Raw genomic sequence first — 12018 nt, forward strand, 5'->3', positions numbered from 1 at the left:
GCAACGGCCCCCGTCCGTCATGGCGGGGGCCGTTGGTGTGTCCGGGGCTATTTCGGGGTGACCTCGACTGACTCAGGCCGGAACATGCTCCTTCCCCTGCCTACCGGCATGATCCGGACCGTCATCAGCGTGTCGATCACCGCGCGCTGGCGGTCGGTGACAAGGCTGTCCCACACCGCTTGCACGTCCTCAGCTCCCACCAGCGGCCCCAGGACGCTCGTCCGGCCCGCGTCTGCCAACTCGGCTTCCACAGCGGCCAGCCGGTCGTTCAGCCGCTTGTTCATCGTGCGGAACTGGCTGGGCGTCATCTCGTCGTCGTCCGCGAACTCCGCGGCTAGTGCGTCCCGCCGGTTCAAGATCGACAGCAGCTGCTTGTTCAGCTCGACGGCGTCGGGGCGCTTGCGATCGGTCAGCAGTTCCCGGGCGTCCGGGCGCGACAGCCGGGCGACGACCACCGCCGACACGAACTCGTCAATAGGATCGAGCTTCCGCGAGATGTGGCCGCCCGCCTTCGAGCACCGATAGATGCGGTAACCACGCGCTGCGGTATTCCCGCCGCCCGCGTGCACCGTCGCACCACAAACCCCGCACAACGCCACGCCTGTCAGCAGCTGCTGGTTTGCCCGTCCCGCCGTCGGGTGCCCGGTGCGGGCGCTGAGCGTGGCCTCGGCCGCCGCCCAGATCTCTTCGTCCACGATCTTCGGCCAGATCGCCTTGCCGACGACCTGGCCCTTGTACCGCCGCAGACCAGCGTTGCGCGGGTTGCGAAGCACTAGCCGCACCGTGTCGTGGCTCCACGCTGTCGGCTGCCCCTTGTCCGGCCCGGCCCATTTGGTCTGCCCGGAGCGCAGTCCGGCCGCGTTCCACTCCCGTGCGATCGTCCCCAGCTTCACCCCGGCGTTGAAGTCGTCGTACGCCTTGGCCACGGCGGCGGCCTCTTCGGGGTGCAGCTCCAGGCCGTTGGGCATGTATCCGAACGGCTTCCGGCCGCCGACACGTCGCCCCTGCTGCGCGGCCTGTAGCTGGGCGTCCTCCTGGCGCTCGCCTTTCAGCTTGATCTCCGCACGGGCCTGCCCGGCGAGGAAATCAGCGATCATCTGGCCCATCGGCGTGGACATGTCCAAGTCGCCGCCGTCGATGAAGCACAGCATCATCCGGTGCTGTTCGGCGGCCGTGAAGAGGCGCATCTGGTCGTGGCGGTTGCGGATCAGCCGGTCCATCCGGCGGGCGATGATCCGTTTCACCTTGCCCGCCTCGACCCGTTCCATCATCGCCTCGAACCCGGGGCGGCGCTTGCGGTGGTCCGCCGCCGACCGGTCGTTGTCCACGTGCTCGACGCCCATCGGCCAATCACGTGCTTCCCGCATCTTGTGGGCGCGCTCACGCTGCCGCTCGATGCCCAGCTCGTCGTCGTCGCGGTCCTCGGACATCCGCAGGTAGATGTCCGTTTCCGAAGGCTCAGGTTCCACGTCAGCTACTTTACGTTTCAGGCGATGCGGAGGCATCTGTCGGCTCCTCGGGCGGTCAGCAAACCTCGGTCCAGGGCTCTGTCTAAAACCGCGGTGGCGGGGGGTGGCAGGGCGAAATCTCGGCGCAGGATCGGGCCTGGGACTTCGGTGTTGGACTGCCAGCCGTGTTCGTGCCAGCGGTGTTTGGCTCTTTCGCGGGCGGCCAGGACGCGGGCTCGGACGGTCGAGGACGGTTCTGGGGTGGTGGATTGGTGGGCGGAGATCGCAGTCAGAGGGCGCAGGCGGACGCGGAGGTCTACTCGGTCCAGGAGAGGGCCCGAAAGGCGCGACAGGTAGCGGCGGCGGGTGGGTACTGAGCAGGTGCAGTCGGTTTCTCGCGGTGGGGCGCAGGGGCAGGGGTTGGTGGCCAGCACCAGTTGGAACTGGGCGGGATAGCGGACGACGCCCTTCGCGCGGGCGATGCGGACTTCGCCTTCTTCCATGACGGTGCGGAGCGAGTCGAGGCGTTGGTTGCCGAATTCGCAGGCCTCGTCTAGGAAAAGGACGCCTCGGTGGGCTCGACTGATGGCACCCGGAGCCGCTAAGCCGGTGCCGCCGCCGATTAGGGCTGGTGGGCTGATCGAGTGGTGTGGGGCGACGAAAGGCGGGACTGTTACCAGGGGCGATGACTTGGACAGGGAGCCGTCTACTGAGTGGATGGCGGTTACTTCCAGGGACTCGGCTGGGGAGAGGTCGGGCAGCAGGCCGGGGAGGCGTCTGGCCAGCATGCTTTTGCCTACGCCAGGCGGGCCGGTGAGCAGGAGGTGGTGGCCGCCTGCTGCGGCGACTTCCAAGGCCCATCTGGCTTCTGGTTGGCCTACTACGTCGGCTAGGTCGGGGACTTCCACTGGGGTGGCGGCTGCGGGAGCGGCGGGTGGTTCTAGATCGGCTTCGTCTTTGAGCCAGGCGATGAGTTCTGCCAGGCGGGTTACTCCGGAGACTTCCAGGCCGTCTACCAGAGCGGCTTCTACCAACGACTCCGTGGGCACTACGGCGCGTTCGTGGCCGGCGGCTTTGGCGGCCAGCAGGCCGGGGAGGACGCCGCGTACGGGGCGGATTCGGCCGTCCAAGGCCAGTTCGCCCAGCAGGATTGTGTGCAGGAGCTTTCGGGCTGGGACGGCGCCGATGGCGGCTAGGACGGCGGCGGCGATGCCCAGGTCGTAGCCGGAGCCCATTTTGGGCAGGTTGGCGGGAGACAGGGCCAGCGTGATCTTGCCGTCGGGCCAGGATTGGCCGGAGTTGCGGACTGCGGAGCGGACTCGGTCTTTCGCCTCGCGGAGGCCGGCGTCGGGCAGGCCGACCAGGGTGACTCGGCTCAGGCCGCCGCCTAGATCGGCTTCGATTTCCACTACGCGGCCTTCGATGCCGAGCAACGCGACGGACCAGGTTTTGGCGTGTGGCATCAGAAAGCACCCACCAGGTGCCGGACGACCGGCTCTTCGCCGTCGGGGGCGTAGACGGTCACGACGTCGTAGCGGATGCGGCACCAGCCGACTCGATGTTCCTTGAGCCAGCGCATCGCGGCGCGGTGCACGCGGTCGATCTTGTCCTGCGTGACGGATTCGGCGGGAGTGCCGTATTCGGTGCTGGAGCGGGTTTTGACCTCGCAGAAGATCACCCGGTCGCCCTCGGACAGGACTAAATCCAGCTCGCCCTCGCGGCAGTGCCAGTTCCGGCTGAGCAGGACCATGCCGGCGGCCTGCAGATGCCGGGCGGCGAGGTCCTCGCCCCAGCGGCCGAACGTCCGTCGCCAGACAGCGCCGGGGTGCGGGCCGTCGTTCATGGTGTCCCCCTCGGACAGCGTGAGCACCGTCGATCACGGTGCGTGTGCTTTCACGATCGCAGCGTGATCGAACGCTGCGCCAGGGGGGTTCCGGGCAGCTGTGGATAACCCGGGGGTTGTGGATCAAGCGCTGGTCCGCGGACGAGAAACCCGGCGGATTGTCGGTGCGGTGTGCGTGAGGGCAGGAAACGACGAAGGCCACCCGGGCAGGTGCCGGGTGGCCTCCGTGGTGAGAGAAAGCGGGGGTCAGCCCGAGAACGGACCGTCCTCGGGGAGCCGCAGATCAGGCTTGTCCAGTTCTTCGACGTTGACGTCCTTGAAGGTGATGACCCGGACGTGCTTCACGAATCGGGCGGGGCGGTACATGTCCCACACCCAGGCGTCCGACATCCGCACCTCGAAGTACACCTCGCCCCCGCCGTCGCGGACCTGGACGTCCACCGCGTTGGCCAGATAGAACCGCCGCTCGGTCTCCACCACGTACGAGAACTGGCCCACTATGTCGCGGTACTCGCGGTACAGCGAGAGCTCCATCTCGGTCTCGTACTTCTCGAGATCCTCTGCGCTCATGAAATCCGCGCCCCTCCTCGCATTCGTCCTGCTCCGGCGGCGGAGCGTTCATTCTTACCCACCGAGCGGCCCGGGGCACGGACCGGCCCGCCCGCTTTTTCCAGGGCATTCTCCAGTGCAGCGTAGGTGAGCACGACCGGATGCGGGGCAGTGAGTCCGTGTGCGAGGGCGACAGTGGCGACATTCGTGTAGGACCAGCGGTGCGCCGGGCTCGGGCCGTGCTCACTCAGCGCAGCCAGATGGTCCGAGGTGCTGTAGCCCTTGTGCACGTCGAAGCCGTACGCCGGCAACTCTTCGTGCAGGCCGGCCATGATCCGGTCCCTCGTCACCTTCGCGAGGACCGACGCCGCCGCGATGCTCGCGACGCTGCGGTCTCCCTTGATCACCGCGACATTCGGCGCGGGAATGCCGGGGACCGGGAAGCCGTCGGTGAGGACGTACCCGGGATGCGTGCGCAGTCCGGCGACGGCGCGGCGCATGCCTTCGAGGTTCATCACCCGGATGCCGAGCAGGTCCACCTGCTCGGAGGGGATGACGATCACCGAGTAGTCGAGGGCGCGCTGCAGGACCCGGTCGTAAACCCGGTCCCGGGCCTTCGCGGTGAGCATCTTCGAATCGGTCAGCTCGGGCAGGCGCGCGCCGTCGCCGGGACGGAGCACGCAGGAAGCCACCACGAGCGGGCCCGCGCAGGCACCGGCGCCGGCTTCGTCCACGCCGGCGACCGGGCCGAGGCCGCGTCGTTCGAGTGCGCCTTGCAGACCCCAGAACAGCTCGCCGCGCACCACGGCACGGGGCGGGCGCAGCGGTTCCGCCGGAGTGCGGGGAGGAGGGAGAGTCACCGAAACACCACCCGGGAGTCGCGGACGACGGAGCGCACCGCTCAGCGTCTCCGGCCGGCCGCCTTGCGGAGGCCTGCCTTCAACCGGCGTCCGACGAAGAGCGTCGGCACCGCGGTGGCGAAACCGATGCCGAGCGGCAGCCCTTGCTGCCACGCGGGCGCGCCGAGCGCGACCGGCTGGGCGTTCTGCTGCGGATTGTGGTCCGAGATCCCGCCCCAGCGGCTCGGCGGCAGCACGATGATGCGGGCCTTGCCGATGACGTCGTCGACCGGAACCGCGCCGTTGGGCCCGCCGCCGCCCTGGTAACGCGAGTCGGCGGAGTTGTTGCGGTTGTCGCCCATCACCCAGAGCGCGCCCTGCGGGACCTTCACCGGGGCGAACGACTCCTGCACGCGGTGGTTGTCGTCTTCCCAGTGGATGTAGGGCTCGTCGAGGGCCTTGCCGTCCACGATCACCCGGTTGCGGTCGTCGCAGCACTGGACGGTCTGGCCGCCGGTGGCGATGACGCGCTTGACGAAGTCCCGCTCGTCCGGCGGCGCGAAGCCGACCAGCGAGCCGAGACCGCGCAGCGCGCGCACGACGATGTTGCTCGACTCCTGCGGCGCGATCTCGTTCTCGGTCCACGCGGGCGGGCCCTTGAACACGATCACGTCCCCCGGGGAGGGGTCGGTGAAGTCGTAGGTGACGCGGTCGACCAGAATCCGGTCGCCGGTGCAGCTCGGGCAGCCGTGCAGCGTGGACTCCATGGACCCCGACGGGATCATGTAGACCTTGGCGAGGAACGCCTGGATCAGGATCGTGAGCACCAGGGCGATCACGATCAGGATCGGCAGTTCCTTCCAGAACGACCGCTTTTTCGAGGACTTGCCCCGCCGGTGCGACCCCCGACGCCCGCCGGACCGTTCCTGGTCCTCCTCCGGGCGTTCGGGGCCGTCCTCATCGGCGTTCCGCGACACAGGTTCGACCACGTCGCCAGGCTACCGGTAACCGGCTCGTCACTCAGGAGGCGGAGGTGGTCTCGCGGTTCTCGCGGCGCTCCTTGATCTTGGCCTTCTTGCCGCGCAGCTCGCGCAGGTAGTACAGCTTCGCCCGGCGGACGTCGCCGCGCTTGAAGACCTCGACCTCGGCCAGGTTCGGCGAGTGCACCGGGAAGGTGCGCTCGACGCCCACGCCGAACGAAACCTTGCGCACGGTGAAGGTCTCCCGGATGCCGCCGCCCTGACGGCGGATCACGACGCCCTGGAAGACCTGGTTGCGCTCGCGGTTGCCCTCGATGACGCGGACGTGCACCTTGAGCGTGTCGCCGGGGCGGAAGTCCGGGATGTCGGAACGCAGTGACTGCGCGTCCAGCGCGTCCAGGGTGTTCATCGGTGGTCCGTCCTCGTATTCGTGTGGCTTACGTACAGCTTGAGCGCACAGTGAAGCTCACTGCGACTAGCCCGGGGCTGATGGCATTCACGGTTGGCTTCGCGACTTAACAGCCGATACGAGCGTTTGTTAAGTTACGCGGCACGCCAACTAATCCATTATGGCAGAAGCCCCCGGAGACCTCGCACGGGGCCTATCCGGGCTGGTCGTCCAGCCCTTCGAGGACCTCGCGGTCCCGCTTGTCCAGGCTGCCCTCGGGCAGCCGGTCCAGGAGATCCGGCCGCCGCTGGGCGGTGCGAGCCAGCGCCTGGTCGCGCCGCCAGCGGTCGATGAGCGCGTGGTTGCCCGAGCGCAGCACGTCCGGCACCGCCAGGTCGCGCCACACTTCCGGGCGGGTGTAGCTGGGGCCTTCGAGCAGGCCGTCGGAGAACGAGTCCTCGGCCGCCGAGCGCGCGTTGCCGAGCACGCCCGGCAGCAGCCGGACCACGGCCTCGACGATCACCAGCACCGCGGCCTCGCCGCCGACCAGCACGTAATCGCCGATCGACACCTCGTCCACCGGCATCCGGCGGGCCGCGTCGTCGACGACCCGCTGGTCGATGCCCTCGTACCGGCCGCAGGCGAACACCAGGTGCTTTTCCTCGGCGTAGGAATGCGCCAGCTCCTGGGTGAACGGCTTGCCCGCCGGGGTCGGGACCACGAGCCGGGTCCCCTCGCCGCACACGTCGTCCAGCGCCGGGCCCCAGATCTGCGGCTTCATGACCATGCCGGGGCCGCCGCCGTACGGCGCGTCGTCGACCGCGCGGTGCACGTCGTGGGTCCAGTCGCGCAGGTCGTGCACGCCGACCTCGATGAGGCCGCGGTCGATCGCCCGGCCCAGCAGCGCCGCGCGCAGCGGGTCGAGGTACTCGGGGAAAATGGTGACGACGTCGATGCGCAAGCGGTTACCAGTTCCAGTACTCGGTGGCCTGGGCGTGCCACGGGCTCGGGACGTCCTGGTCGATCGCGAAGGCCATGCCCAGCCCCTTCGCGATCTTGATGCTGCGGTGCAGGGTCTTGCGGATCGGCGACCCGGCGGGCAGCCCGTTGTCGTCCGACCACGTCTCGGTCTGCGTGACGCAGGTGCGCGCCCCGAAGCGGGCGTTCGAGCACGGAGCGGGCGCGCCCCACGTCTGCAGGTGCTCGAAGTGGACGACCTTGCCCGAGCTCTTCTCGGTGATCGTGCCGCGCGCGACGAGCCGGTAGTCGGTGGACGGCACCGTCCAGCGGACGTAGTGCTGGCGGCCGCCGTCGGACGGGATCGGCGTGCAGGTGGAACCGGTGCACGCGAGTTCTTCGGTGACCCGCTCCGTGTAGTACGTGCCGTTGCCGTCCCAGCCGTCGATCAGCACCCAGTCGCCCGAGCGGACGAAGTGCTCGGCGGTCGCGGGCGGCCACGTGACCGGGTCGCCCCAGGTGATCTGCGATTCGGTGGCCGACTGCGGCGACCACGCCCACTGGAACGCCTTCTCCCCCGGCGGCGCGTACTGTCCGGCGCTGCGCTGGAACATCATCGAGAAGTCGCCGTACACCGGCGAAGCGGCCTGCGCGGGCGGCGCGGCGAAAGCGGTGGCCAAAACGGCTGCGAAGACAGCCTTCGTCCAGAACTTCACGAACTCCCCCTCAGTCAGCGTCGAGGAGGCCTTCGGGCGGATCGAGCACGACCCGGCCCCCCGCGACGTCCACCACCGGAACGATGGCGCGGACGAAAGGTACCAAGACCGAGCGTCCGTCATGATCGAGTTCGAGCAATTCCCCGGCCGGCGAGTGGACCACCTCGACGACCTTGCCCACGGCCGTCCCGTCGGCGAGTTCGGCGCGAAGCCCGGCCAGCTCGTGGTCGTAGAACTCGTCCGGGTCGCCGGTGGGCGGCAGCGAATCGGTGTCCGCCAGCAGCAGGGCGCCGCGCAAGGTTTCCGCGACGTCGCGCGTGAGCACTTCCTCGAAACGCACCAGCAGCCGCCCGCTGTGTTCGCGGGCGGCTGCGATGGTGAGTTCTCTCGTGCTGCCGTCGCGCAGCTTCGTCGTGACGACCGCACCGATCGCGAACCGCTCCTGCGGCGAATCCGTGCGCACGTCGACCGCGAGCTCGCCGCGGATGCCGTGCGCCTTCGCGATACGGCCGACTACGACGTCCATACCTGACCGTTTCCGAGAATCCGGGTCAGCGATCGGTGTCGACGACGTCCACGCGGACGCCTCGGCCGCCGATGCCGCCCATCACGGTGCGCAGAGCGGTCGCGGTGCGCCCGCCCCGGCCGATCACCTTGCCGAGATCGTCGGGGTGGACGTGCACCTCGAGCGTGCGGCCACGACGCGTGGTCAGCAGCTCGACCCGGACCTCGTCCGGGTTGTCGACGATCCCGCGCACCAGGTGCTCGAGGGAGTCGGCGAGGAAGCTCACTCGGACTTCTCGCCCTCGGCAGCCTCGGCCTTGTCGGCTTCGGCCTTCTTCGGGGCCGACTTCTTCTTCGGCGTGACGGCCTCGGTGGAGGGCTCCTCGCCCGCCGCGGCCAGCGCCGCGTTGAACAGGTCCTGCTTGGACGGCTTCGGCTCGGCCACCTTCAGGGTGCCCTCGGCTCCCGGCAGGCCCTTGAACTTCTGCCAGTCGCCGGTGATCTCGAGGATGCGCTGGACCGGCTCGGTCGGCTGCGCGCCGACGCCCAGCCAGTACTGCGCCCGCTCGGTGTCGACCTCGATGAAGCTCGGCTCTTCCTTGGGGTGGTACTTGCCGATCGTCTCGATGGCCTTGCCGTCCCGGCGGGTGCGCGCGTCGGCGATGATGATGCGGTAGTACGGCGCACGGATCTTGCCGAGGCGCTGCAGCTTGATCTTGACGGCCACGGGTGTGGGTACTCCTCAGTGCTGTGTGGTGCAGGGCGCGCGCGAAACCCGTGGGGACAGGCTCACGGCGCCCGGAGGTCAGGAGCTTCCACACGGCGAGAGGGTCCGGCGGAAGCGGGCAAGCGAACATTCTGCCAGATGCCGTCGTTGTGCCTGCGCAGGGGCCTCAGAAGGACGCGAGGCCGAGCGCGCCGAGCAGGATCGCGACGGCGGGCAGGAAGTTGTTGACCGCGTGCGCGACGATGCTGCCCGCCAGCCGCCCGGTGGACAGCCGGGCCAGCCCGATCGGGATGGAGATCACCAGCAGCAGGGTGGTGCGCAGCGGTTCCAGGTGGCTGGCCGCGAAGACCGCGGTGGACAGCAGGAACGCGGCGACCCGGCCCCAGCGCTCGCTGCGCCACTGCAGCCGCTCGACCGCGCCCCAGAGCAGGCCGCGGTAGATGATCTCCTCGCAGATCGGCCCGAGCAGCCACAGGTAGCCGAACATCACCGCGGCGGCGGGCACGGACATCTTGCGGTCGTCGACCAGCGCGCTGATCGCCGACGTCGCGTCCGCCGTGCCGACCAGCTGGGTCCACACGTAGGCGCTCAGCGAGGTGAGCACGAGGCCGAGCATCCCGAATTTGAGCCCGGTCCAGACGTCCGCCCAGCGCCATTCGAGCCGCAGGTCGAGCTTCGGGCCGTTCCCGCGCACGACCGTGATCAGCACCGCGACGCCGGCGGCGATCATGGTGGGCAGCATCGTGCCGAGCAGCACCGTGCCGATCGGGAGCGGCTTGCCGGGAGCCGTGGGGCCGGCGAGCGCGCCGATGAACGCGGCCGACGCCAGCAGCACCGCCTCGACCAGCAGGAACGCCCCGAATCCCCAGCGATGCGCCGGGAACGCGGTCGGTTCGGCCACCAAGTCCTCCGGGGAGAGCGCGCGGGAGAAAGGTTCACGGGGCTGTGATGTGGTCACGCCCGCCTCCCCGTGCTCGCTCTGCTCACCGGTCGAGCCTAGCGGCCGAAATGGTTTCGCACAGTACTCGACCGGTCACCGGTTTCCCTCAATGCCCGGTGAAGAGAAGGACGGCGGGCGGCAGGTTGTTCGCCGCGTGCGCGAGCACGCTCGCCGAGGTCCGGCCGGAAAAATGTCGCGCCAGCCCGAGGACGAGACCCTGGCCGAACAGCGCGATCGTGCGCGTGGTCTCGCCGTGCAGCAGCGCGAACACCAACGACGTGAGCACGAGCACCACCCACGGCGGGATCCGGTAGTGCAGCAGGGCGTTCCACAGCGCCCCGCGCAGCAGCAGTTCCTCGGTGAGCGGGACGGCGACCACCAGCACCAGCGCGGTCGCGATCAGCCAGACCGGGCTGCCGCCGGACACGTCGGGCAGGTCGGTGAGCGGGCTGTCGGACACCTCGTCGCCGCCGAAGACCGCGATTTCGGCGGCGTTCAGCACGAAGCCGACGACGAGCGCGAGCAGGCCGCAGGCGAGGCCGATGCGGAGGTCGCGGCCCCGGGTGCGGAGCCCGAAGTCGCGTTCGAGGCCGGAGCCGTACCGCAGCGAGGCGGTCGCCGGGCCGAGGCCGAGGACCAGGTTCGGCAGGAACGCCAGCAGCAGCAACGGTCCCGCGTACGCCTCGACCGGGTCGTCGTCGCCGACGTGCCGGTTGAACGCGGCCGCGGTGAGGAGGGTGACGAGGTAGTAGCCGGCTACTCCGAAGAAGAACGCGGCGAAAGCCCAATGTGCGCCCAGGATTCGCTTTCCCCCACCGTCTTCGGCCACGGGTTCACGCTATGTGGCTGGGGTGTGGCGCATCGAGGCGGGGTCGTCTCGCGCTCCTCGACCGGACTGCCCCTCGCCCCGGCGCGGACGCGAGGTCCGTGAGGGTCGCCTTGAGGGAATCTGATTCCCTCAAGGCGACCCTCACGGACTTCTGCGGAGCGGGAAGGCCACTGGGCCACCTCGTGCCCCGACGGGTATCGCATGCAACGAACGCCACATTGGGTGCGTTCAGCGCAACCAATGCCACATTGGGGATTTTTCATCCTGTTGGTGCTGGTCAGGCGGGGTTGACGGTGGCGGGAGTGGTTGTGCGGCAACGGGCCTGCCGGTTGCCTGCCCGTGGCCGGAACGTGGCGGAGCCCCCGGATGTTGATCAAGTCGTGACTCAAGAAAGAACGTCCGGGGGCTCCGGTCCCACTGTCTCACAGCAGGTTCTGGCCTCGTATCGCAGCGTGTTGCCGGTGTCGCCGCCCACGATCGCGATGCTGGCCGGGTTGATCGGCCGCCGCCGCCGGGCGATCGGGTCGCGGTGGCGCAAGGCGTCCCCGGCCGAGCAGGCGGTGCTGGTGCTGGCGATGCTGCGCCACGACCAGCGGCTGCTGGACCTGTCCCGCGCCAACGCGGTGTCGGCCGCCACGATCCGCCGCTGGCTGCTGGAAGCCATCGACCTGCTCGCGGCCCGGGCGCCGCGGCTGGACCGGGTGCTGCGGCGGCTGGCCGCCCGCGGCGCGGCGGTGGTGCTGGCCGACGGGACCCTGATCCGCACCCGCCGCCGCACCGGCACAGACAATCGCCGCAATTACAGCGGCAAGCACAAACACCACGGCCTCAACGTCCAAGGCCTCACCGACGAACACGGACGGCTGCTGTGGGTCTCGGCCGTGCTGCCGGGCAGGACCGCCGACATCACCGCCGCCCGCCGCCACCGGCTGCGCGACCGCATCCACGCCCGCGGCCTGACCCCCGCCGCGGACAAGGGCTACCAGGGCTGGCGCAAAGACGTCCGCGACACCCGCCGCTGCGACCAGTGCGACGGGCCGTGCGAACAGGTCGTGCTCACCCCCTACAAAGCCGAAACGAACCGGCCGCTCACCCACGCCCAGAAAACCGCCAACTCCGTGTTCAACGCCATGCGCTGCGCGGTCGAGGGCGGCTTCGCCGCCCTCAAAACCTGGCGCGTCCTCGACAAACTCCGCATCGCACCACGCCACGCCACCACCCTCGTCCGCGCCCTGCTCGTCCTCACCCAGCACGAACAACACACCCGCGACACCGCCCAGCCCACCCCGGCCTGACAA

General features: G+C 69.4%; 14 protein-coding genes and 1 pseudogene. 1 reads left to right on the forward strand and 14 read right to left on the reverse strand.

Features of this window, described 5'->3' with window-relative positions:
• Nucleotides 1-47 precede the first annotated feature (47 nt).
• The 14 genes and pseudogenes from FKO37_RS40085 to FKO37_RS40150 form a co-directional block, all read right to left on the reverse strand.
• Nucleotides 48-1469 carry a recombinase family protein gene (locus FKO37_RS40085; protein WP_238607816.1) on the reverse strand — a complete coding sequence of 474 codons (1422 nt, stop codon included), beginning with the start codon at nt 1467-1469 and terminating at the stop codon, nt 48-50.
• A gap of 20 nt (nt 1470-1489) precedes the next feature.
• A pseudogene (locus FKO37_RS40090) lies at nt 1490-2911 on the reverse strand (YifB family Mg chelatase-like AAA ATPase); the annotation flags it as partial.
• Nucleotides 2911-3291, reverse strand: coding sequence for a YraN family protein (locus tag FKO37_RS40095; protein ID WP_238608409.1), 381 nt, complete (start codon nt 3289-3291; stop codon nt 2911-2913). The gene FKO37_RS40095 and the pseudogene FKO37_RS40090, both read right to left, overlap by 1 nt.
• Before the next feature lie 246 nt (nt 3292-3537).
• Nucleotides 3538-3861: a DUF2469 domain-containing protein gene (locus tag FKO37_RS40100; RefSeq protein ID WP_003096226.1), complete on the reverse strand. Its 324-nt coding sequence runs from the start codon at nt 3859-3861 to the stop codon at nt 3538-3540.
• Nucleotides 3858-4646, reverse strand: a complete 789-nt coding sequence (locus FKO37_RS40105; protein WP_051171578.1) for a ribonuclease HII — start codon at nt 4644-4646, stop codon at nt 3858-3860. The genes FKO37_RS40100 and FKO37_RS40105 overlap by 4 nt, the downstream gene beginning before the upstream one ends.
• Before the next feature lie 95 nt (nt 4647-4741).
• On the reverse strand, nt 4742-5668 hold the full coding sequence (gene lepB, locus FKO37_RS40110; protein WP_037810276.1) for a signal peptidase I: 927 nt from the start codon (nt 5666-5668) through the stop codon (nt 4742-4744).
• Between the two features lie 31 nt (nt 5669-5699).
• Nucleotides 5700-6068: a 50S ribosomal protein L19 gene (gene rplS / locus FKO37_RS40115; protein WP_009074470.1), complete on the reverse strand. Its 369-nt coding sequence runs from the start codon at nt 6066-6068 to the stop codon at nt 5700-5702.
• 193 nt (nt 6069-6261) lie between these two features.
• Nucleotides 6262-7008, reverse strand: a complete 747-nt coding sequence (trmD, locus tag FKO37_RS40120; protein ID WP_238607818.1) for a tRNA (guanosine(37)-N1)-methyltransferase TrmD — start codon at nt 7006-7008, stop codon at nt 6262-6264.
• Between the two features lie 4 nt (nt 7009-7012).
• Complete coding sequence (locus FKO37_RS40125) at nt 7013-7720, reverse strand: hypothetical protein (protein WP_037810273.1); 708 nt, start codon at nt 7718-7720, stop codon at nt 7013-7015.
• A gap of 10 nt (nt 7721-7730) precedes the next feature.
• Nucleotides 7731-8246 carry a ribosome maturation factor RimM gene (gene rimM / locus FKO37_RS40130; protein WP_037810270.1) on the reverse strand — a complete coding sequence of 172 codons (516 nt, stop codon included), beginning with the start codon at nt 8244-8246 and terminating at the stop codon, nt 7731-7733.
• 25 nt (nt 8247-8271) lie between these two features.
• Nucleotides 8272-8511 (reverse strand): RNA-binding protein, encoded by a 240-nt coding sequence (locus FKO37_RS40135; RefSeq protein ID WP_003103110.1) that lies wholly within the window; start codon nt 8509-8511, stop codon nt 8272-8274.
• On the reverse strand, nt 8508-8951 hold the full coding sequence (rpsP, locus tag FKO37_RS40140; RefSeq protein ID WP_037810269.1) for a 30S ribosomal protein S16: 444 nt from the start codon (nt 8949-8951) through the stop codon (nt 8508-8510). The genes FKO37_RS40135 and rpsP overlap by 4 nt, the downstream gene beginning before the upstream one ends.
• A gap of 166 nt (nt 8952-9117) precedes the next feature.
• On the reverse strand, nt 9118-9909 hold the full coding sequence (locus tag FKO37_RS40145; protein ID WP_037810267.1) for a CPBP family intramembrane glutamic endopeptidase: 792 nt from the start codon (nt 9907-9909) through the stop codon (nt 9118-9120).
• An 88-nt stretch (nt 9910-9997) separates the two neighbouring features.
• Nucleotides 9998-10720: a CPBP family intramembrane glutamic endopeptidase gene (locus FKO37_RS40150; RefSeq protein WP_043827770.1), complete on the reverse strand. Its 723-nt coding sequence runs from the start codon at nt 10718-10720 to the stop codon at nt 9998-10000.
• Nucleotides 10721-11181: 461 nt separating this feature from the next.
• Here FKO37_RS40150 and FKO37_RS40155 point away from each other — a divergent pair, with 461 nt between their 5' ends.
• A complete protein-coding gene (locus tag FKO37_RS40155) occupies nt 11182-12015 on the forward strand; it encodes a transposase family protein (RefSeq protein WP_238603485.1) in 834 nt (277 codons plus the stop codon).
• Nucleotides 12016-12018 lie beyond the last annotated feature (3 nt).

The sequence above is a fragment of the Amycolatopsis sp. Poz14 genome (genome assembly GCF_006704225.1).
In the GTDB taxonomy this organism is placed as follows: Bacteria; Actinomycetota; Actinomycetes; order Mycobacteriales; family Pseudonocardiaceae; genus Amycolatopsis; species Amycolatopsis nivea.